Here is a 22,486-nt window from a genome sequence, read left to right as displayed (position 1 = left end):
ACATTGCCTACTTCTTTAACCTCATTTAGTATTGATTCTTTTAATTCTTTTGTATAACTTCTACCTCTCACAAGTTACCTCCAATTACTTTTCTTCATTATATCTAATGCATAAGCAATTGTCCAAGTGTTTTTAGGGGCTTAAGAGGAATCAATTACTAGTAATTGTAATGAAAGACAAGCATATATTACTTCTAAAGAAGAAGTGATTATACGTAAACAATTTTTAGAAGATGGAGTAAAACCAGCAACCATAGAAAAACTTATTAATAAAATAAAAAATGGTGAAACATTAGATGCTGAAAATCCTGATAAAATAGCACAGGTTCCAAAAGGCTTTTTTAAATTTGAACTTAAAGACAGTACTGAAAAATCTATTCAAGAAAAAACATATACATTTGAAGATGGTTCATATATAAAAGTTGAATCTATACCGACAAAAAGAATAAAGATAATAGAACCATTAACAAGATCAGTAGAATATAGTCATTATGGAGCAATATATACTGATGAATTTATAAAAACAACGTATGGTTCAAGCAAAGTTGTATTTTACTGTATATTTAGAATGCTTAATCAAAGTAGGTCAGTTATAAATAATGTCTACGGAACTACTGGATGGGGACTTGGTTCTTGGACTTATGGAGAACCTCAATTGATACGTAGTACTCAGAACGGCTCAATGCCTGCATTTGCAGTAGCTACTTGTACTCAGACAACAGGTATGGGAGATTTATCTAAAACTATGGTTTTTTCTTGTGAATTTAAAGTATACGAACACTATTATACTATGGAACTAATACGACGTAATTAATTCTAAAAATAATTAAAGTAGGTTGATAATATGAATTATATATTAATTGTGATTAAACAAATATTTGATTTCTGTATAGTGCCCGTAGTGTTATTCATAGCATTATTTTTTACAATTAAATATTCAATTATAAGCGCTGTTAAAACTATGAAAAAGAAAAAGATTATATAAAATATACTTAATTACTATTAACAAATTTGTAATTTAATGTGGACTATAGATAATACGTGAACAATTTTTAAAAGATGGAGTAAAACCAACAACTATAGAAAAACTTGTTAATAAAATAAAAAATGGTGAAACATTAGATTCTCAAAATCCTGACAAGATATCACAAGTTCCAAAAGATTTTATATAGGTAAAAAAATATATTAAATGGGACTGTGGCATTAAATTTTATATGAATTTTTTATTGCCACAGCCCAATATATTATATGAAGGAGTTTTTTAAATTAATTTATAACTACTTACTATTACAGGAAGTTTTAAGTTTTCTAAAACCCTTTCTAAAAGCACCCCTTCTCTATTAGGGTATTTGAAACCATAACTTGCCTTTATACAGGCGGTTATAAAAGAAACCCCTCTGTCTAAAGCTATAGGAAGACTATCTCCTTGTAAAAGACTTCCCACAAGTACACTTGTAAAGGAATCCCCAGTACCAGGATAGAAGGTAGGAATATAATCAGAACTAACTTTCCAAAATACATCATCTTCTTTATTATAAGCTATTACGCTAGTCTTTTTATCATTATCTAAATCTTTTACACTAGTTATAATTACTATATTAGGCCCCATATTAGAAAGTCTAACCATCCAAGATTTAATTTTTTCAAGTGTTAAATCATTTGTAGTATCTTCCCCTAAAAGTAGAGCGGCTTCAGTAAAATTAGGGGTTATTATATTGGCCTTAGATATGAGTTTTCTCATATTTTCTACCATATCTAGTCCCATAGTAGCATATAATTTTCCGTTATCTCCCATAACAGGGTCAATAACCTTTAAGGTATTTTCTGTAGAGAACCAATCCATACATTTAGAAACTATATTTATCTGATCGACAGAACCTAAAAACCCGCTGTAGATGCAGTCAAATTTTAGATTAAGCTTATGCCAATGATCTATAAAATCATTCATGGAATCTGTAAGGTCTACAAAACTATAACCTTCAAAATCTCCTGTGTGAGTAGAAAGTATAGCAGTAGGAATAGGACATACTTGTACTCCCATGGTAGATAGTATAGGAATTATTGCTGTTAGTGATGATCTGCCAAATCCGGAAAGATCGTGTATTGCAGCAACTTTTTTTACAGGGTTTATCATTAATTTTCCTCCCTTTATTAGTAAAGTTCGTTAAAAAGGATTTATATTATTATTTTAACTAGCTAAGTTTAATCTGTATATATGGTATCCTTTATAATTAATTACCTCTATAGTTTTATCATTGTTTAGCTTTTTAAACAGGGAGTCTATTTCATCTAAGTTACAGTTTCTAGACTCTAAAAAACAACTTATCTCATGATGGTTCATAGGATGTCTTTTAATTATACTTAATATGGCATGATAATTGTCCAATATTTCACTAAAAAATTCTCCTTGCACAAATCTGTCTATGGATATTCCTTTTAAAATATCACAGGCAAGATTTATAGCTTCTTTTGAAGAAGGTTTTATAAAAGATTCTGCAGGAGGTCTAACACAAGTATTTATATAAATTCTAGAGTAATTTATTTTATCAGCCAAAGATTTTAGTTTTAATAAAGAAGTTTCATCATCATTAAAACCATCTACTAGCATGATTTCAAGCCAAAGCTCTCCTTTGTAAATTTTTGAAAATGCTACAAGTCCGTTATAACATTCTTGGAATTTTATTTTACCATAGGCTCTATTTATTTTTCTAAAGGAATTTTCATCAAAGGCATTTAATGATGGCAAAACAATATCTGCATTTAATAGTTCTTTTGAAACATTTATATCATTTATAAGGCCACCGTTGGTTATAACACATACAGGTTTTGAAGTTAATTTTTTAATTTCTTTTATAAGCTCACCCATTTTTGAGTAAAGAGTAGGTTCACCTTCTCCTACAAGGCTTACCACATCAAATTTAGGGTTTGATTTTAAATATAAAGTAAATTCATTTAAAATATCTTTTATAGGAAAAAACTCTTGTCTTTTATTTGTAAGATTATTGGTTCTACCTAGTTGACAATATACGCAGGAGTAGTTACAGAATTTTTTAGGTATAGTACTTATTCCAAGAGAAAGTCCTAATCTTCTAGAAGGAATAGGTCCGTATATATATTTGAATTCATCCATAATTTATCTTTAAGGGTAGAAATCATTTAAATATGAAACTACCATTAAAGCCTCCTTTCTTTATTTGCAAATTTTTATCTTAAATTAATATAATTAAATTGTTTCATAATTGTAGGAATTGTTCAAATGTATGGATACAGTTTTAATTAGAAATTCTTAGTAAGTGAACTTTCTTTTAAAAGTAATATAAACTAATTGAAGTGAAAGAAAATTAAGGGTAAAATGTAAATAGGATCGCAGAAAGGAAAAAATATAAGGAGGAGATTTAAATGAAGCAACTAAACAAGAAAAGTATTACTGCAATCATAGTAGTTGTCATTATAGGTGTTATAGGCACAATGTATTTTACAGGAAGAAATAGTAAGATACCTCAGGCCGACAAAAACATTGTTGTAAGAACTATTGACAACTTAACAGGAAAAACAGAAAGAGAAAATAAAAAAGTAGAGGAAGAAAAGAAGAAGAAAGAAGAAGAGAAAAGAAAACAAGAAGAGGCAAATAAAGTTAACCAGGATAAAAACTTTACTGAGAAGGTAAAAAAAGAAAATGGAATACTGGATGGTCAAGTGTATACTCAGGGAGACTATGTATGTGGTACTATGCTTATTAAGGAAAATAGTATAAGTCAAGAAGAGGTAAAGAAATTAGCAGAGAAATATGCAAATGAATTAAAAGCAAAATATAAAAATAAGAAAGTTAATGTACAAGCAGTTCAAAATGGAAAGAACCTAGCTAATATTACAAAATAAAAGTTCTTGAAATAATGAAGGCATCAGTGTAAAATCTGGTGCCTTTAATTGTAGTAAAAAATGGAAAAAAACTAAATTACATGATAAAATATATGTAATTTTAAAATTTGCAAAAAGAAATACAATAAATAGGTATATAGGGGGTGAAGTTATTATATGAATAAAAAGAAGAGAGGAATCATTTTTACATTTATAGTAGTTTTAATTCTAGTGGTTGGAGCTTTACTTGTTTTTAGTAAAAATGGTTATAAAAAAGGAGAAGGTGCAAAGTTGGATTTAAATAATAAGTTGTTAGAGATATTGAGAACTGGTGATACCATAACTTTAAATTCACAAGACCTAAATAATCTATTGGCTGCTATTTTTACTAAGGAAATAACCAAGGAAGATTTAAGAATAAAAACACCAGAGGGTTTCTTAGAGGGAAACTATATGGGAGTAAAGATTCCAATCAGTATAAAAGGGCTGAATTTTGTTATTTCAACTAAAGGTGATATAAAAAGCATAAATGGAGAAATAATTTACACACCACAGTACTTTAAATTAGGAAGATTTAGAGTTTCTAAAAAATTTGTTTTTGATAATCTAAAGAAGTTTTCCGGGGAAAAGGTGACCATAAGCAATCATGATATAAAGTTAAATAGAGTGATTATTCCTGTGGCCATAAAAAATATAGTTGTGGATGATGGAATTTTAACTATTAGTGTAGATAAACAAATTCCTTTTATGGATTTAAGTAAAGAAGAGATTAAAGAGAAAATTAAAGAAAATGAGGCTTCACCTAAGAAAGGTACTAACATTTCAAAAAATTCTAAAGAAGAGATGAAAACTGTATCAAATGGATATGTGGATTATACTAAAGGTAAGCCCCTGCTTTTATCTAAAATGAGTAAACAATTAACGGATTCCATATTAAATATTCAGTCCAGTGGAGGACAAGAAATTACAGGTTTAATGTTAGCAACTATAAATAAAATTACAGCGACTAAAGACTACAATTATGAAAAAGATATCCAAGAAATAAAGATTCTTTGGAACAAGCTAACAGATGAAGAAAAAGAGGAGACTAAAAAAATAATTTATTCTAATTTAGATGGGGATACTAAAATAGAGTTTGCAACCATGTTTAAAATATAAATTTATAAATAGTATAGACATACAGTAGTAGGAATTTTTATTTAATAAAGATTTCTACTGTTTTTTTATTGTTTAATTTACAAAAATTATTTAAGATAAATTATGATTTATTATCTGTTTGAATAAGTATATTTATCTGATTTGAAGATAAGAAAAAGATTAAAATGTAAGATGATACTAATATATATTATATTGAAGTGTAATTTTGTGATATACTATGGGATATACTAGTTGGGAAAAAATATAATTCATAGAATAATATATATTTTTTTACCATCAATTTTTTATTTATAAAAAAAATAAATAGAGGTATACAGACATATTATTTATAAATATGGAAGCATTTTTAAGCTATATAGGTTATTTGTGAACAATGCATAAAGTAAATAAAAATAACAGGGGATACATAAGTATATAGTAAGTGTAAAGCGCAGCTAAAAAAAGCATGGAATAATAAAGTTAAGATAAATAAGTATATAGTAAAAGTAAAGGAATGGTGATTTATTTGAATACTACACTTTGGATTGCAGTAGGTGTTACCTTTTTTTGTTGTTTTATGGTTAATAATAAAAAAAGTGAAAAGAAATAAATTTTAATTTATTAGTGGCTTATTATAAGTACAAAATAGATACAAATTTAATATAAAATACTATTTACTTTCACATTGTGAATTAATAGTGAAGCAATTGAAAAGAAAGTTGATGTGGCTTTAAGTAATCATACGGCTATAGATAACGGATTGGAACGTATTATGTATTCAAAAACAAGAATGAGCTATATGCCAAACATTTATATTATAGGGCAGGATGGATTTAAAAATTATTGTGAGGTTTTTAAAACATTAAGCTATGGGATGCTTGATAAGTTAAATAGATTTTAAAATTTTATTTGTAATAATTGATAAATAATATTAAGGAAAAGAGTAACTTTTTAAAGGATATATAAATGGATAATGAGGAAAATTTAATATATAATATTATTTAGACAGTAAATAATTTTAAGGTAAAGGGTTAAAACATAAGCTTTTTACTAAAGATGAGGTAGTGATATGAAAAATAGACAGTATAAGAAGTTTTTTAAATATGTATTTATACTAGTATGGATGATTATAATTTTTAAATTTTCTCAAGATCCAGCAGATATATCCAATAGTAAAAGCGGTATTGTAATTGATACTTTAACTTCTATTGGAATAAATGTTAATAGTTATTTTGGAGAACTTACAAATTTTGTAGTAAGAAAAATGGGACATTTAACTGAATACTTCATATTGGCCCTTCTTTGTATAAATGCATTTAAGGAAAATTTTAAAATAAAAACAAGTTATATATTGGCTGTATTAACTGTATTTATATATGCTTGTAGTGATGAATTTCATCAGCTTTATGTGCCAGGAAGAAGTGGAAAATTCACAGATGTTTTAATAGATAGTTTTGGAGGAGTATTGGCAGTTTTATGCTTTATATTATGGAGGATTTATAAGAAAAAAAATACTAAGGATTATTAAAATTATGTTTAGGATTTATTGCCGCTAAATTTATTAGTGGCTTTTTTATTTTTTAAATGTTTTAAAAGCATAACATTTAAATGTATAATATAGTTATATAAGGTTAAAATAATTAAAGATGTTATAAAAACAGAACATTATTATTGACCCTTGCATATAATAGAGTATATAATGAAGATGAAAGGGAGTGTGCTCATGAATGCAATTTTGGGAGCAAGAATTAGAGCTTTGAGAGAAGCTAAAGGTTTGACACAGGAGCAAGTTGCAGAAAAAATGAATTGCACTAGACAAAAGTATGCTAGGATTGAGAAAGGTTTGATAGACATCTCATATGCAAGTATTACAATTATTGCTGAAATTTTAGGAATAAAAGCTGAAGAAATAACTTCTGCTGTAAATAATATTGAAGAAAAAGAAACTATGTTTAGAAAAATTAATGGTGATGTTTGTGAGGATAAATTTGAGTATATAATTGAAATGATTAACACTTTTTATGCTCATAGAAATCTATATAAAAGTGTAAGGCAGGTAGATATGGATGAATAAAATAAGAAAACTTGCCATTGAAAAAATAGCTGATAGTGTTAGAGATGAGTGCAGTATGACAGGGTATGGTTTTCAGAATATATTTGAAGCTGCTGGGAAAATAGGATATAGGGTTATAAGATATCCTATTGGAAGTGATGCATTTTTAGGATTTGCATTAATAAAGGATACAGAAAGAATAATTTTTTCAAACTCATCCTTGATATTATCTAGAGAAATTTTTTCTATTGCTCATGAAATTGGTCATCAAAAATTACATTTGAAAGATCAAGGATTAAAAATCATTAAAGATGATGACTTTAATGATAGAGATGAGTTTGAGATTGAAGCAAATTATTTTGCAGCATGTTTGCTAATGCCAAGAGAAAAGGTTGAAAAATTTATTAGATTGGAATTAGATGATAAGGATATTAATAGGTGGAGTGGTTTAGACATTGCTAGAATACAAACAGAGTTTAATGTTAGTTATGATATGGCAATTATTAGGTTAAAAGAACTGAGAATATTTAATAATACAGTAGGTAATGAATTGAAGTTAGAAAAAATAGAAAAAAAAATTTCAAGATTATTAAACGCTATCAATGGAAATGTTGATTTATGTAAGCCAGCAGAGGTGAAAAAAGTACCAGCTGATTATTTAGAGTGGGTTATTTCAAATTATACTGAAAAATTGATACCAGTTAATAGTCTAGAAAAGGTATTAAAATATGTAGATTTAAATGCTGAAGATTTAGAAAATCTACCAGAGGATGAGCTTGAGGAGGACGAAAGCTTAGATGATTTAATTGGGAGGATGGATTAATGGAGGCATCTTTAGATACAAATGTTATTATCCATCTTTATAATGCTAATTATCAATCTATATTATTTAATAGGTTTAAAAAAGTGAAGGTATATGAATTTATTCGTAATCATGAAATGGTAAATCATGCTACTTCAGAGGTTATTGATTTATTTGATAAAGATGTACAAGCAGGTAAGATAGAATTGATTACAAAGGATTATTTAAAAAGTATAGGGATGTATAATGTGTTTAAACATCATGTAGAAGATATACGCATACTTTTTGAAAGAGGAGATTTAGGAGAGGTTTATGCTATAGCTATGGCAAAAGTTTTAGGGTGCATAAGTTTGGTAACTGATGATATTAAAGAACAGGGTCCTCATTACATGTTAATGAGAATACCTGATTCTGATGTTATACCTTTTGCGTTTTATGAGATATTATTTCTAGGATATTTAGAAGATTTAATAACAGAAGAAGAACTTGAAAAGCAATTTAAAGATATATGTGATGTATCTAATCTAAATATGAATTTAAATTTAAAATTAAAAATCTTTATAAGACGTTTTTGGATTGATCCTTATACAGAAAGTGAAAAAGCTTGGATGAATTCATTTTGTAGTAAAAATAATATAAATGCTAAAGAAAAGATTAAAAAACTTAATTTATATCTAAAGAATAAAAAAAATACTAAGGATTATTAAATTAAAAGACTATGTTTAGGATTTTAAGTCGCTTTAAATATGTTAATTAGCGGCTTTTTTATTTTGGAATTTTTTAAAGTGTGTATAAATCTATTTAAGTATGAAAGAAATAATAGTACAGCTTTATTTTAAAATTTTAGATAAAAATAATTATGGTAGTTTTTTATAAAGTGTGAAAAATAAGAACACAGCTTCCACTTTCTTAATATTATATAGTAGGAAAGTAGGAGATGATTTATATGAAATTTATTAGTAATATGAAAATTCGAACTAAATTAATGTTATCTTTTTTATCCATGCTTATAATCATCGCGTTAGTTGGTGTTATGGGCATAATTAGTATAAAAACTATCGATAGAAATACGGATACTATATATTCATATAATTTAAAAAGTATAGATAATTTGCATATTATAAAAGAAAATATTTTAAATGGTAGATCCGAATTACAGGGTATGGTTTTTTCTAGGGACAAAGTAGAAATAGAAAATAATATTGAAAGTTTAAATGATATAAAAAAAGATAATGTACAGCTTATTAATAACTATGAAAAATATCCATTATCAAATGAGGCTAAAGCACTTTGGACTGATTTTAAAGACAAGCTTTCTGAATATAGAAAAGCTCAGGATAATACTATAATTTTAATGAAAAATCTTAAATTTAAAGAAACAGAAGCATATTTTCCTACAGTTCAAAAAACTAGAGAGGAAATGCTAAATTTATTGAATAAGTTAATAGTTTTAAATGATAAAATGGCTCAAAATAATAATGAAGCAAATAACGCAGTATACAATAAAATTATAAATACAATGATAGGAGTTATGGTTTTAGGTGTAGCTGTTTCAGTTTTATTGTCTATCTTAATATCAAGATATATAGATAATTCTATAAAGGAAGGATTAAAATTTGCAAAAGCAATAGGTGAAGGGGATTTAACCTATGAAATCAATTTAAATTCTCAAGATGAATTAGGTGAATTAGGAAGAGAATTAGATGTGGCAGAGAAAAAAGTTAAAAATTTAGTAGATAATATAATTAAGCAATCTAATGAAGGCAATACTCAAAGTGAAGTTTTATTAAACAGCATAGAGAATATAACTAAGAAGATTAAAAATATAGATATATATACCCAAAAGATTGTAGATGAAATATCAGATAATAATGCCATTACCGAGGAAATAACAGCATCAATTGAGGAGGTTAATGCAGCAGTTAATGAATTATCCCAAAAATCTATGGATGGAAATAATGAGTCTATTAAAATAAAAGAGAAGGCTGTGGAGATTAAAAAGTCTGGTGAGGTATCTAAAATAAACACTAATAAGTTATGTAAAGAAAAAGAGAAAAATATATTGGAAGCTATAGAAGATGGGAAAGTGGTTAAAGAAGTTAAGATAATGGCAGATGCCATTGCAAATATAGCAGATCAAACTAATCTTTTAGCATTAAATGCAGCCATAGAGGCAGCAAGAGCTGGAGAGGCTGGAAAAGGTTTTGCTGTGGTGGCAGATGAAATAAGAAAATTAGCAGAACAATCAAACTCAAATGTGTCTAATATTCAAAAGGTTATTGAAGAGGTAGAGCATGCTTTTGAAAATTTATCTGATAATTCTAAAGAAGTTATAGATTTTATTAATACAAATGTTAAAAAAGATTATGATTTATTTTTAGAAATAGGAGTTAATTACGAAAAGGATGCAAAATTTTTAAGTGACATGTCTCAAAATATTGCTTCTATGTCTGAAGAAATTAATGCTACTATTGATGAAATATCTAAGGTTATTTTAAATATATCAAAATCATTAAATAGTAGCAATGAAAGCTCTACTGAAATACTAACTAGTATAAATGAGACAACAAATAATATGGGTAAAATAGTACAAGTGGCAGAAAAACAAAGCGAAATATCCTCTAAATTAGACGATTTAGTTAAAAAATTTAAGATTGAATAGTAGTTTTCAAACTAATTTTTTAGTTTGAATAATATGCTAAGTATAGGAATGAAGAATATTTGTTACTATAAATTTATAATTTATCATAAATTTGGTTGAAGGTTTTAAATATGGTGAATAATAAAAAACAACAATTTTTTAAATTTATGAGGCAATGAAAAAATATTTCTTTTTATTAGTAATAGAAGTTAAGAAAAAATCAAAGGTTGTGGCATTAGTGTAAAAAATACACTGATGCCACAATTTTTTAATTTTCATTTTAGGGTTTTTATTTAGGGATGTATCATTTAAATATTTATGAAACTATTTATTTTTAAAAATAAAATAGTGCTAAATTCTTTTACTATAAGCTTAAAGTGAAATTAATACAAGCAAAAATAGACTGGTTATAAATTATGAGCAAAAATTAAAGAAAAGTAAGAAGTAAATAATATTATAATTTTAAAGATATATATTTAAAGTTTCTGCAAAAATTATCTAATGTTAAATATTATAAACTAATATTTTAGCTTCCTTAAGTTAAATATTAAAAATAAATAAATAAATTACCACTAATGAAATTATATTTTTTAAATGAAAAATTTAAATAGTTTTAACAAAATTTTATAATATAACTATTTAAAAATTATATTTTGTAATATATAATATAAATATACAAAATTATGTCATAAAAGGACAATAGTAGTTTTGAAATATGGAAGGGGGAACAAAAATGAAATTGAAAAAAATTATTCGGAAAAGTATTTTTGTTAAAATGATGGTTTATATTTTAACAACAGTTTTAGTGGTGTTTTTATTTTCGGGTTTGTTTTTAGAGTTAAGAACAAAAATAATCGTTTCAAAAATGAGTTATGGCCATCTTTTAACAGAGGCAAAGGCGGCTTCTAATCAAAGTAATGAGTTTTTTAAAGAAAATGAAGTTTTAGTAAGACAAATGACTACAAATCAAGATATTATAAAATTTATGAAAGGGGTAAAAACTAGAGATAAAGTTAAAACCCATCCACAATATAAAGATGTGGTAGAAACTTTAAAGTCAATACAAAAAACAGATGAAAATCTTGCCATGGTGTGGATTGGATTAAAAGATGCTAGTTATTTAGTGTCACATAATCAATGGGATAGCCCTATAAGTTGGAAAATTAAAGATAAACCTTGGTATGATGAAGTTTCAAAGTTAGAACCTGATCAGTTACTTTATACAGAGCCATATATTGATAGTGTAACAGGTAAGATGGTTCTTAGTGTTATAAAAATGGTATATGATGAAAAAGGAAACAGTTTGGGGGTAGTAGCTGTAGACTTATTTATAGACGAGATACCTAAAATAATGAATAAGTATAAAATTGGTGAAACAGGTTTTGTATTTTTATTAAGTAAAAGTGGAAAGTTAGTATATCATCCTGATAAGGAAATGATACTTAAAAATAATATAGAAAGGGAAAATGATAGTTTAAGTAATATATTTAAAAATATGAGATCTCAAAAGGAGGGTACAGGACAATATTCTTATAAAGGATCAAAAAAGCATGTTGGATATTATCCTATTTCAGCTAATGGATGGTCTGTTGCAGCAGTAATAGATCAAAGTGAGTTTAATAGGGATATTTATGCAGTAAGAAAATTATTAATTATGTCTTTTGTAGTGGGGGCCATTATTATAGGAATATTAATTTTTGTATTAGGAAAAGCTATAGTAAAACCAATTATTGGACTTAAAAAATATGGTATGAAAATGGCCAAACTAGATTTTACAGAGGATATACCTAAGGAGCTTGTGGAAAAGGAAGATGAAATTGGGGAGCTTTCTAAAGCCTTTGAAAATGTTACTGTAAATTTAAGAGAATTTGCTAAGAAGACTTCAGAGAGCGCACAGCATGTAGCTCAGTCTTCTGAGGAATTAACATGTACTAGTGAGCAAACTTCAGAAGCTGCAAATGAGATTTCAAAAAACATAGAAGAAATATCAAATTCTGCAGAAGAACAGGCAAGACAAACAGAAAGTGGTGCTATGAACGTAAATATGCTTGGAGATTTAATTTCAAAAAATCAGAGTGTTATGGAAAATTTAAATAGAGCCATAGAAGAAGTGGAGCTTTTAAAGAATGAAGGAATAAATACTTTGGAGAAACTAGTTAAGAAGACAATAGATAGTGAAGGGGCAGCAAAAGAAGTTCATAAAGTTATTATGGATAGCAATAAAAGTGCAGAGCAAATTGAAAAGGCTAGTGAAATGATCAAAAGCATTGCTTCTCAAACTAATCTTTTAGCTTTGAATGCAGCTATTGAAGCAGCTAGAGCAGGGGAATCTGGGAAAGGATTTGCAGTTGTTGCAGATGAAATTAGGAATTTAGCGGAACAATCTAATTCATTTACAGATGAAATTGCTTTAATTATCAATGAGCTTGCAGCACAAACAGAGAAAGCAGTTGACACAATGGAAGTAGTAAGTGGCATTTCAAAGGAACAGACTAAAAGTGTTGAGGATACAAATAAAAAGTTTGAGGGAATTTCTGTAGCAATTGATGAAATGCAAAATGTTTTAGAAACATTAAATAAATCTAGTGACGAAATGGAAGGTAAAAAAGATGAAATTATATCTTTAATAGAAAATATATCTGCAATTTCACAGCAAAATGCGGCAGGTACAGAGGAGGCAGTAGCTGCAGTAGAAGAACAAACTTCTTCAATTTCGGAGCTAGCAAGTGAGAGTGAATCTTTAGCAAAACTAGCAGAGAATATGCAAGAAATAATATCAAAATTTAAGTATTAAATAAAAAATGTTAAAAGCCTTCAGTTTATGGAGGCTTTTATTTATGCTATTAAACAGGTCATAAATTTAAAATTTTATTACCTCTTTAATTTCAAAATTAATGAATTTATAAAGTTATATTACATAGTATAAATCTATTTATAATTTAAATTTATAAAAGCTATAATTTATAGTATAAGAAAGAATTTATTTTACAAGGGAATTCAGCATATAAAAATTATCTTATAATTGTTATTTTAAAGCTATTATGATACAATATTGCGGTATATGTCGAGTAATAAATAAAATAATCGAATACAACTAAAACTATGGAGGGGTATGAGCAATGTTAACAGTAAATAATGTTAGTTTAAGATATGGTGCTCGTGTACTATTTGAAGATGTTAATGCAAAATTTACAAAAGGAAATTGTTATGGACTAATTGGAGCAAATGGTGCGGGTAAATCAACTTTTTTAAAGATACTTTCAGGAGAAATAGAAGCCAATACAGGTGATATTAGTATAGATCCAGGTGAAAGAATGGCAGTTTTAAAACAGAACCATTTTGAATTTGATGAGCATCAAGTGCTAGAGACAGTAATAATGGGTCACGAAAAGCTTTATTCTATTATGAAAGAAAAGGAAGCTATATACGCAAAGCCGGATTTTACAGATGAAGATGGAATAAAAGCTTCCGAACTTGAAGGCGAATTTGCAGAGCTTAATGGTTGGGAGGCTGAAGCAGAGGCTTCTATGCTTCTTATTGGACTTGGGATAGGTACAGATCTTCATGAGAAAAATATGAAGGATTTAGATGGTGCTCAAAAGGTCAGAGTACTTTTAGCTCAAGCATTATTTGGAAAACCAGATATTTTACTTTTAGATGAGCCTACAAACCATTTAGATATAAAGTCTATTAACTGGCTTGAAAATTTCCTTATGGATTTTGAAAATACGGTAATAGTTGTATCTCATGATAGACACTTTTTAAATAAAGTTTGTACACATATTGCGGATCTTGATTTTGGAAAGATACAGCTTTATGTAGGTAACTATGATTTTTGGTATGAATCAAGTCAACTTGCTCTTCAAATGGCTAAGGATCAGAATAAGAAAAAGGAAGAGAAAGTTAAACAACTTCAGGAGTTTATTGCGAGATTTAGTGCTAATGCTTCTAAGTCAAAGCAGGCTACTTCACGTAAGAAAATGCTTGATAAGATAAATTTAGATGACATAAAACCTTCTTCAAGAAGATATCCTTTTGTTGGGTTTAAACCAGAAAGAGAAGCGGGAAATGATCTTTTATTTGTTGAGGGGTTAAATAAAACCATAGAGGGAGTTAAGGTACTTAATAATGTAAGTTTTATGGTTAATAAAGGAGATAAAATAGCCTTTATAGGAACCAATGAAATTGCGAAAACTACTCTTTTCGAAATAATTATGGGAGAAGAAAAAGCGGATAGTGGGGAATATAAATGGGGAGTTACTACATCACAATCATATTTTCCAAAGGATAATTCAAAGTATTTTGATGGAGTTGATTTAAATTTAGTTGATTGGCTACGTCAGTTTTCAGAAGAAAAAAGTGAAACATTTATAAGAGGTTTCCTTGGTAGAATGCTTTTCTCAGGAGAGGAAGCTTTAAAAAGTGCTAAGGTTTTATCAGGGGGAGAAAAGGTTAGATGCATGCTATCTAGAATGATGCTTAGTGGATCTAATGTACTTATTTTAGATGAACCAACAAACCACCTTGATCTTGAATCTATAACAGCAGTTAATAATGGTCTTATGAATTTTCCGGGGACAGTCCTATTTACTTCTCATGACCATCAGTTTGTTCAAACTGTTGCAAATAGGGTTATAGACATTAAAGAAGATGGTACTATAGTTGATAAGAAAATGACCTATGACGAATATTTAGAGTTAAATAATTAAATTTTAAGTATAAATTTTATAAAATAGAACTAAAATTTTTAATTTTAGTTCTATTTTTTTTTATATGATTAAGGGACAGAGCTTCTATTTTAGTGTATATATTCAAAGTATTTTTAAGGGGCAGAGCTTAAATTTTTAATATTATAGGAAAATTTTATTAATCAGTAAAGTTGAATTGACAATAAATAGAAGTGAGGATAAAATTATAATAAGGATATTTGTAAAAAACTTACAAATACCACTGTATAAAAGGGGGATATATATGAAAAGTAAAAAAACCTTTAAGCAAGTTTCCACTAGTATAATTTTATCTTTGGTATTAATAACATCAGCTTTTTCACATGTTTTAGCTGCGCCTTATGCACCAGGTTCTTATTATAAACAGAGTGAAAAAATAATACAAAATTACTTTCCAAAACCTAAAAATCCTATTTGTACACCAGCTTTTACTGAGGGGAAAGAGGATTTTACTTCTCATGAGGAAATGATGGAGTTTATTTATGGATTGCAAAGAGATAGTAAGTATATGAAAGTGTCTATAATAGGATATAGTCAAGAGGGTAGACCTATTCCAATTTTAATATTTAGTAAACCTTCCTATGCTAAAGCAGCAGATGTTTTAAAATTAAACAAGCCTGTAGTATGGCTTCAGGGGCAAATACATGGGAATGAACCTGCAGGAGGAGAAGCTATGTTAGCAGTTGCTAGAAATTTAGGGACAGGTAAGTTTGGTGAAAAGGTTTTAGATAATGTTTCAGTAGTAATTTTACCAAGATTTAATGGGGACGGAGCTTATTATTTCGATAGAAAAATGGTTAATAAATTAGATTCAAATAGAGACCATTTAAAGTTTGACAATTTAGAAACTATAATAGTACACAAAACTTTTAATCAGTTTATGCCTGAAGTTGTGGTAGATGCTCATGAATATGGAGTTTTTTCTGCTTTTAAAAGTGTAGGTAAAAAAGGATCATTAACAGCTTATGATGTTTTAATATCTTCTGCAAAAAATTTAAATATACCAAAGGAGGTAAGAAGTGTTTCAGATAGTTTATTTGTAAATAATGTACAGAAGGACTTAGCTAGTCAAGATTATACAAGTCATATGTATTACACTACCTCTAGAAATGGAAATAAGTTTACTATTTATGAGGCTGGTACTGATGCTAAAATAGGAAGAAATGCTTATGGTTTGCAGCCTTCTATTTCATTTTTAGTAGAGACTAGAGGAATTGGTATAGGAAAAGAAAATTTTGAAAGAAGAGTTATGAGTCATATTATTACTTCTGAAAATATAATAAAAACTACAGCAGATAACGCAAAGTTTATTAAGGATACTGTAGATTCTGCTAGAAGGAAAATAACTATGTTAGGAAAAAAAGTAGATCCTTTAGATAAGATTGTTATTACTAGTGAAAGTGTAAATATGCCAAAATCTACCTTAGATATTATAGACGTAGAAACAGGTAAAAAAGTTAAATTGGATGTAGATGTGTTTAGTTCAACCAAAGAAAAACCTTTAGTTGAAAGAGTGAGACCTAATGCATATATATTACCACCAACTTACCATGAAGTAGCTAAAAAATTATCATATTCTGGGGTTAGTATAAAAAAATTAAGTAAGGATGTTGAGTTACCCGTAGAAGCATTTAAAATTACTAACAAAGTAATTGATACAAACTATTATGAGGGGCATTTAAGAAATACAGTTACTGTAAAGATAAGTAAAGAATTTATAAAGTTTAATAAGGGAAGCTATGTGTTTTCCATGGATCAACCAAATGCTAATATAATTGCAATGACTTTGGAGCCAGATGCAGTGGATAGTTTTGTTAAGTTTAATATTATTCCTGCAGAGATTAACGATGAAATACCAATTTATAGATACATGGAGAATCAGAAATTAGATGCATATACTATAAAAGTACAATAAAAATTAAATGAAATTTTCCTGATTAAAAAGATGAGAAATGTCTTTTTAATCAGGATTTTTTTTAGAATAAGTAATTATTAGCATTATATGTAAAGAAAATAACTGATTATATTGAAATATTTCTTAATACACTGTAAAATTATAGTATAAATTAAAATAATAGTAACTACAGAAAAGTTGATTATGGTGAAGTATTAGGGGGATGGGCTATGAAAAGTTTAAGAGGAAAATTACTTTTGAGTTTTGGCATACTTATTTCAGTTATTTGTATAGGAATTGGAGTTATAACTTATACAGTAGCATCTAAAATATTAATAGATAATGTAGAAACGGTTTTGCCACAGGTTGCCAATCAAGGTGCTAAAATTTTAAAGGCGAGAGTAGATTCACAATTAAATATTTTAAATGTAATTTCTAATATTCATGAGCTTAAGGATGTAAATGTGAAACCAGATGAGAAAAGAAAAATATTAAAGGAGCAAGCAGATAATTATGGATATTCATTTATATATGTTGCAGACAAAAACGGCAACAGCATAAGCAGTGACCAAAAAGATGATAACTACAATGAAAGAGAGTATTTTCAAAGGGCACTAAAGGGAGAAGAGGTTGTTTCTGACCCTATTATGGATAAAGAAAATAATGTGTTGTTGGTAGTTTATGCAGTACCTATAAAAATTAATGGTGAAGTACAGGGAGTTATTGGAGGAGTAAAAAATGGTAGTGAGTTAACTAATATTGTGCAAGATGTTAAATATGGCGAAAATAGCGGTGTTACTGTTATTAACAAAGAAGGTTATACTGTAGCTGAATCAGATTATTCTTTAGTTTCAAAAAGAGATAATGTTATGAATAATGCTAAGAAAGATGAAGGTTTTAAGAGCTTAGCTAAGTTACATGAAACAATGATACAAGGTAAAACAGGAGCAGGAGAGTATACCTTTGCTGGTACTAATAAATATTTAGGATACGCACCTATAGAAGGAACAAATTGGTTTTTATCTATATTTGCACCTAAAAGTGAGATATTATCTGGTGTAGAAAAATTAATGATATTTTTAACTTTAGTTTCATTAGGTTTTTTAATAGTAGGGTTATTGGCTTCAGGATTCATAGGTAATTCTATAGCTAAGCCTATAAAGGAAGTAGTGCATCACTTGGACAAGGTTTCTAAAGGTGATTATACTATAAAATTTCCTGAGAAATTTTTAAAGGAGCAAGATGAGATAGGAAGACTTGCAGAATCATTTAATAATATGCAGAAAAATGTTAAGGCTATGTTAGTTTTAGTTAGGGACAGTTCTTTACAAATTGAAACTCAGTCAGAGAATTTAGGAGCAGTTTCAGAGGAAATGGCATCATCTGCAGAGAATATATCAGATACTATACAAGATGTTGCAAAAGGAACAGAGGCTCAAGCTGAAGATTTGGTAAATATAACTAGCTTACTTAATGAGTTTAGAATATTACTTGGAAAGATGATGGAAGAAATAGAAAATGTAAATGTAAGTTCAAAGGAAATAGAAAATGTAGCTACAAGTAGTAATTTAAAGATGGAAAAACTTAATAATTCTTCTATTAATATATCTAAGTCTTTTGAAAGTTTTATTAATAAGATAAATGTGTTAGGTGAAAATGTGGTAAAAGTAAATGATATTACTACACTTATAAATGAAATAGCAGAGCAGACTAATCTTTTAGCTCTCAATGCGGCTATAGAGGCGGCAAGAGCTGGAGAAGCAGGTAAGGGTTTTGCTGTAGTGGCAGAGGAAGTTAAAAAACTTTCACAACAAACCAAAGATGCTTCTGATAATGTAAGACAATTAATTCTAAGTATATCACAAGAAACAGAGGAAATTGTGCATTCTAGTGGTAATGTTAATTCGGAATTAAAAAATTCCCTTAATGCTATTAATAATGCTATTGATGGATTTAATAATATAGTAGATTCTGTAAATCAGGTTATTCCTAAGATGGAATCCGTAAATAAAGAAGCGGTGTTTATAGATGGAAAGAAGAATTTAATTTTAGATAGAATAGAAGCAGTTTCGTCCACAGCGGAGGAAGTTTCTGCATCGTCACAAGAAATAGCCGCTTCTTCTCAGCAGGTCAGTGCTTCTTCACAAGAGGTTTCTGAATCTGCAAATAATTTAAGTAATATGACTAAGGATATGATGAAGTATGTTTATAAATTTAAATTGTGATTTTAAAATCTAAGGACAGATCAAAAAACATAGGAATTTTCTTTAGGAAGATTCCTATGTTTTTTTAGTAAAGAAAACCATTAAAACAAAAAAAGAATCAGTACACTGATTCTTACATGTAAGATATTGCGGTAATTATACCAGCAACTAAAATTATAGTTAAAATAGCCACAAGCCAAGTAATTTTTTTAATATGCTTTTTTCTGGCTTCTATAGGATTAAGTTGTTGCATTAATAAATCACCTCTGTCTAAAAATAGTAAGAAGGAATCATAAATTTATTTTTAATTTCAACTTTAACTTTATTATAAAAACTATTATAACTACAATTATATATGCTTTATTAGCTGATTACAACAAGTTTTTCAATGTTTTTACTATATAAAGGAAAATGGTATGTTAAATTACAATAATATAGCAATTATACTAGTGATTATTATGGGTATTATATACAAATAGTTATTTATAGGTTAAAATATCCATAGATTATAGTAAAGGGTGGTAAATTTGAGAAAAGTAGTCGCAATAATGTTGACACTTCTATGGATGGGATTTATATTTTATAATTCTTCAAAAAATGCTGATAAATCTAATAAAGCAAGTTATTCTATATTAAATTTAATCCAGAACTTTCATAATAATCCAGTTGAAGAAAGTCATAGAAAATTTAGGGACGGAGCATCAAAAGATAAAAGTCAGGAAAATTTAAAAGAGTATAAGATAAATGAAAAACAAAGAGGGAATGGTAACTATATAGAAATTAAAGAAAAAGAAGTGGATATAAAAAAACAAAAATTCAATGTATTAATTAGAAAAAATGCCCATGCATTTGAATTTTTTGTATTAGCCATATTAATTTGTAATGTTTTGTGTAAATATAAAATAAGTTTAAATCAGGGAATAATATATGTAATGTTTATATGTATTTTATATGCAGTATTAGATGAATTTCACCAATGTTTTGTACCAGGAAGGTCCTCTTCTGTAAAGGATGTATTAATTGATTTTGTAGGAAGTATTTTTGGAATATTAATATATATTTTAGTAAATAAAATATATTGTAAAATATATAAAAATTTTAAATAAACTTATCGTGTTTATATACGATAAATAAAGATGAGTTTAAATTTAAATATTTTATAAAAAATAAATAAAAGGTGATGTTTAATGTTAAAAAATAAATTAATAGCAGCTATAGTGGTTTCATTATGTATTGTAGGGAGTAGGGCTTCTGCTTCACCATCTGTTAAAAGAATATATGGGGAAAATAGATATGAAACGGCTGCTAAGATATGTCAGGAAGGTTGGAAGGAAAGGTCCGATTATGCTGTTGTAGTGTGCGGAGAAAATTTTCCTGATGCAGTTTGTTCAGCACCGTTGGCTAAAAAATTCAACGCACCTATACTTTTGACCAACAAAGGTACACTAAATATGTATACTTCAGTGGAGTTAAAGAGATTAAATGTAAAAAATGCGTTTATTATAGGGGGCAAAGGAGTTATATCACAAAATGTAGAAGATGGCATAAAAACCATGGGAATTAAAACTACTAGACTAGGTGGACAGACTAGATATGATACAGCACTACAAATTGCCAAAAAGTTAGGACGATCAAAGCAAGCTGTAGTGGTTAATGGAAGCGGGTTTGAAGATGCGGTTTCCATGGCGCCTATTGCAGCCAATAAGAGCATTCCTATAATTATGGTTGAAAAAAACACTATAAAAAGTGATGTGGGAAAGTATCTAAACTCTTTTAAAAAATCAGAACAAGTTTATGTGATTGGTGGAGAAAATATTATAAGTAAAAAAGTATTTAATTCTATACCAAATGGGAAAAGAATAGGATATGGGGACAAGTATCAAAGAAATATTGAGATAATAAATTCTTTTAGAAATGAACTAAATATAAATAATTTATATTTGGCTTCTGGGAGAGCATACGCAGATGCATTGGCAGGGTCAACACTGGCAGCTAAAAATCAAGGGTTTATATTACTTGGGGATACGCCACTACCAACGCCAACCAATAGATTTTTATCTTCAGAGGTAATTAATAATGTAACTATTTTAGGTGGGCCAACTATGGTAAGTTATGATCTTGAAAATGTTGCTAAATATTTACCACAGGATATAGTTTATGTGCCAGATATTTATAATGTTATAAACCAAAATGATCCTTATTCTCCTCCTAGATCTCTTATAGTAAATACTACTGGAGGAAATAAAAAGGAAGCTTTAGTGGAGTGGAATCTTAAAAAGGTGGACACGTCAAAGCCAGGTATGTTTACTTATTATGGTACTGTTAAAGGATATTATAGAAGTGTAATTTTAAGACTTGTGGTAACTCCTATACCAGTAAAAATAGGGGATATTTATAAGGAGGCACCTTCAAGGTCAAGTTTTGTGTTACCTGAAAAGGTGTTAGCCACTATGAGTGATGGAACCACTAGTGATTTACCAGTAATTTGGGATTATAGTAGTGAAAAACAAAAAGAAAATGGAATATATGAGTTTTATGGAAGGGTGGATAAATATAAGAAAAAAGTTAAGTTAACATTGGCTATAAGAGATAATAATGGATCAGGTTCAAACAATCAGTTTGATGATATTGTTATTGAGATAGTTCAGGGGGAAACATATAAATTACCTAAGACAGTTTTAGATAAGATAACAAATAAAAATATGAAAGTAACTTGGAATACAAAGAGTATAGATACAAGTAAAACTGGAATTGTAAAGCTTGAGGGTACTGTTTTGGGTTCTTATAATAAAGCTTATTTAACACTTATAGTGTTACCAAAAATTGAGGATATACCAGAAATCAGAGAAACAGTTCTTCAGGGTACTCATTATACTCTTCCAAAGAGAGTTGAAGCAAAGACTTCAGATGGAAAGAGCATAATGGTAGATGTAGAATGGGAGAATCCTTTTGTGGATCTTGGTACTCCTCAAACATACTACATCAAAGGTAAAGTAAAACATTACAATAAGCCTGTGTTACTAGTTTTGAAGGTTGTAGCTAAGTATTAAATTTAGGGACGGAGCTTTAAATTATAGGTAAATTTAAAGTTGAAAGACAAATACTTAATTTAAAGCTTCTAACTAACAATATAATTTTTAGACGAAATATAAGGGACAGAGCTTAAATTTT

Annotated in this window: 16 protein-coding genes and 1 pseudogene; 15 read left to right on the top strand and 2 right to left on the bottom strand. The window is 28.1% G+C overall.

The window, feature by feature from the left end; all coding sequences use genetic code 11:
* The first annotated feature begins 204 nt into the window (after positions 1-204).
* On the top strand, positions 205-813 hold the full coding sequence (locus EJL03_RS14820) for a hypothetical protein (RefSeq protein WP_125154750.1): 609 nt from the start codon (positions 205-207) through the stop codon (positions 811-813).
* A gap of 447 nt (positions 814-1,260) precedes the next feature.
* On the opposite strand, the gene EJL03_RS14815 is transcribed toward EJL03_RS14820, so the two are convergent.
* Both EJL03_RS14815 and EJL03_RS14810 read right to left on the bottom strand, forming a co-directional pair.
* Positions 1,261-2,133, bottom strand: coding sequence for a pyridoxamine kinase (locus tag EJL03_RS14815; protein WP_125154749.1), 873 nt, complete (start codon positions 2,131-2,133; stop codon positions 1,261-1,263).
* Positions 2,134-2,187: 54 nt separating this feature from the next.
* Positions 2,188-3,129 carry a radical SAM protein gene (locus EJL03_RS14810; RefSeq protein WP_125154748.1) on the bottom strand — a complete coding sequence of 314 codons (942 nt, stop codon included), beginning with the start codon at positions 3,127-3,129 and terminating at the stop codon, positions 2,188-2,190.
* A 269-nt stretch (positions 3,130-3,398) separates the two neighbouring features.
* Between EJL03_RS14810 and EJL03_RS14805 the strand changes: the two genes are divergently transcribed.
* The 14 genes and pseudogenes from EJL03_RS14805 to EJL03_RS14740 all read left to right on the top strand — a co-directional run bounded on the left by EJL03_RS14805 (position 3,399) and on the right by EJL03_RS14740 (position 22,365).
* The gene (locus EJL03_RS14805) at positions 3,399-3,878 is read left to right on the top strand and encodes a hypothetical protein (RefSeq protein ID WP_125154747.1); all 480 of its coding nucleotides are present in this window, start codon (positions 3,399-3,401) and stop codon (positions 3,876-3,878) included.
* A gap of 156 nt (positions 3,879-4,034) precedes the next feature.
* Complete coding sequence (locus tag EJL03_RS14800) at positions 4,035-5,015, top strand: hypothetical protein (RefSeq protein WP_125154746.1); 981 nt, start codon at positions 4,035-4,037, stop codon at positions 5,013-5,015.
* A gap of 679 nt (positions 5,016-5,694) precedes the next feature.
* Positions 5,695-5,895, top strand: a pseudogene (locus EJL03_RS14795) (MBL fold metallo-hydrolase); the annotation flags it as partial.
* A 168-nt stretch (positions 5,896-6,063) separates the two neighbouring features.
* A complete protein-coding gene (locus EJL03_RS14790; protein WP_125154745.1) occupies positions 6,064-6,522 on the top strand; it encodes a VanZ family protein in 459 nt (152 codons plus the stop codon).
* Positions 6,523-6,717: 195 nt separating this feature from the next.
* Positions 6,718-7,068, top strand: coding sequence for a helix-turn-helix transcriptional regulator (locus EJL03_RS14785; protein WP_125154744.1), 351 nt, complete (start codon positions 6,718-6,720; stop codon positions 7,066-7,068).
* Positions 7,061-7,870, top strand: coding sequence for an ImmA/IrrE family metallo-endopeptidase (locus tag EJL03_RS14780; protein WP_125154743.1), 810 nt, complete (start codon positions 7,061-7,063; stop codon positions 7,868-7,870). Before EJL03_RS14785 ends, EJL03_RS14780 begins: the two co-directional genes overlap by 8 nt.
* The gene (locus EJL03_RS14775) at positions 7,870-8,556 is read left to right on the top strand and encodes a PIN domain-containing protein (RefSeq protein WP_125154742.1); all 687 of its coding nucleotides are present in this window, start codon (positions 7,870-7,872) and stop codon (positions 8,554-8,556) included. The genes EJL03_RS14780 and EJL03_RS14775 overlap by 1 nt, the downstream gene beginning before the upstream one ends.
* A gap of 239 nt (positions 8,557-8,795) precedes the next feature.
* Positions 8,796-10,511, top strand: a complete 1,716-nt coding sequence (locus EJL03_RS14770) for a methyl-accepting chemotaxis protein (protein WP_164509113.1) — start codon at positions 8,796-8,798, stop codon at positions 10,509-10,511.
* A 712-nt stretch (positions 10,512-11,223) separates the two neighbouring features.
* Positions 11,224-13,284: a methyl-accepting chemotaxis protein gene (locus EJL03_RS14765; RefSeq protein ID WP_125154740.1), complete on the top strand. Its 2,061-nt coding sequence runs from the start codon at positions 11,224-11,226 to the stop codon at positions 13,282-13,284.
* Positions 13,285-13,609: 325 nt separating this feature from the next.
* The gene (locus EJL03_RS14760; RefSeq protein WP_125154739.1) at positions 13,610-15,199 is read left to right on the top strand and encodes an ABC-F family ATP-binding cassette domain-containing protein; all 1,590 of its coding nucleotides are present in this window, start codon (positions 13,610-13,612) and stop codon (positions 15,197-15,199) included.
* Between the two features lie 262 nt (positions 15,200-15,461).
* Positions 15,462-17,132, top strand: coding sequence for a M14 family metallopeptidase (locus tag EJL03_RS14755; protein WP_125154738.1), 1,671 nt, complete (start codon positions 15,462-15,464; stop codon positions 17,130-17,132).
* A 209-nt stretch (positions 17,133-17,341) separates the two neighbouring features.
* Entirely contained in the window at positions 17,342-19,336 is a 1,995-nt protein-coding gene (locus EJL03_RS14750; RefSeq protein ID WP_125154737.1) for a methyl-accepting chemotaxis protein, read from the top strand.
* A gap of 506 nt (positions 19,337-19,842) precedes the next feature.
* Entirely contained in the window at positions 19,843-20,421 is a 579-nt protein-coding gene (locus tag EJL03_RS14745; RefSeq protein WP_125154736.1) for a VanZ family protein, read from the top strand.
* Positions 20,422-20,502: 81 nt separating this feature from the next.
* A complete protein-coding gene (locus EJL03_RS14740) occupies positions 20,503-22,365 on the top strand; it encodes a cell wall-binding repeat-containing protein (RefSeq protein ID WP_125154735.1) in 1,863 nt (620 codons plus the stop codon).
* The last annotated feature ends 121 nt before the right edge of the window (positions 22,366-22,486 follow it).

Source organism: Clostridium rectalis, assembly GCF_900626095.1.
Lineage (GTDB): Bacteria > Bacillota > Clostridia > Clostridiales > Clostridiaceae > Clostridium_AS > Clostridium_AS rectalis.
Note: the sequence above shows the minus strand (reverse complement) of the source record. Positions and strands in the feature narration are given on the sequence as shown.

Excerpts from the sequence above, each read along its gene's own strand:
- EJL03_RS14815 (WP_125154749.1), bottom strand. The coding sequence starts at position 2,133 with ATGATAAACCCTGTAAAAAAAGTTGCTGCAATACACGATCTTTCCGGA.
- EJL03_RS14810 (WP_125154748.1), bottom strand. The coding sequence starts at position 3,129 with ATGGATGAATTCAAATATATATACGGACCTATTCCTTCTAGAAGATTA.
- EJL03_RS14805 (WP_125154747.1), top strand. The coding sequence starts at position 3,399 with ATGAAGCAACTAAACAAGAAAAGTATTACTGCAATCATAGTAGTTGTC.
- EJL03_RS14800 (WP_125154746.1), top strand. The coding sequence starts at position 4,035 with ATGAATAAAAAGAAGAGAGGAATCATTTTTACATTTATAGTAGTTTTA.
- EJL03_RS14790 (WP_125154745.1), top strand. The coding sequence starts at position 6,064 with ATGAAAAATAGACAGTATAAGAAGTTTTTTAAATATGTATTTATACTA.
- EJL03_RS14785 (WP_125154744.1), top strand. The coding sequence starts at position 6,718 with ATGAATGCAATTTTGGGAGCAAGAATTAGAGCTTTGAGAGAAGCTAAA.
- EJL03_RS14780 (WP_125154743.1), top strand. The coding sequence starts at position 7,061 with ATGAATAAAATAAGAAAACTTGCCATTGAAAAAATAGCTGATAGTGTT.
- EJL03_RS14775 (WP_125154742.1), top strand. The coding sequence starts at position 7,870 with ATGGAGGCATCTTTAGATACAAATGTTATTATCCATCTTTATAATGCT.
- EJL03_RS14770 (WP_164509113.1), top strand. The coding sequence starts at position 8,796 with ATGAAATTTATTAGTAATATGAAAATTCGAACTAAATTAATGTTATCT.
- EJL03_RS14765 (WP_125154740.1), top strand. The coding sequence starts at position 11,224 with ATGAAATTGAAAAAAATTATTCGGAAAAGTATTTTTGTTAAAATGATG.
- EJL03_RS14760 (WP_125154739.1), top strand. The coding sequence starts at position 13,610 with ATGTTAACAGTAAATAATGTTAGTTTAAGATATGGTGCTCGTGTACTA.
- EJL03_RS14755 (WP_125154738.1), top strand. The coding sequence starts at position 15,462 with ATGAAAAGTAAAAAAACCTTTAAGCAAGTTTCCACTAGTATAATTTTA.
- EJL03_RS14750 (WP_125154737.1), top strand. The coding sequence starts at position 17,342 with ATGAAAAGTTTAAGAGGAAAATTACTTTTGAGTTTTGGCATACTTATT.
- EJL03_RS14740 (WP_125154735.1), top strand. The coding sequence starts at position 20,503 with ATGTTAAAAAATAAATTAATAGCAGCTATAGTGGTTTCATTATGTATT.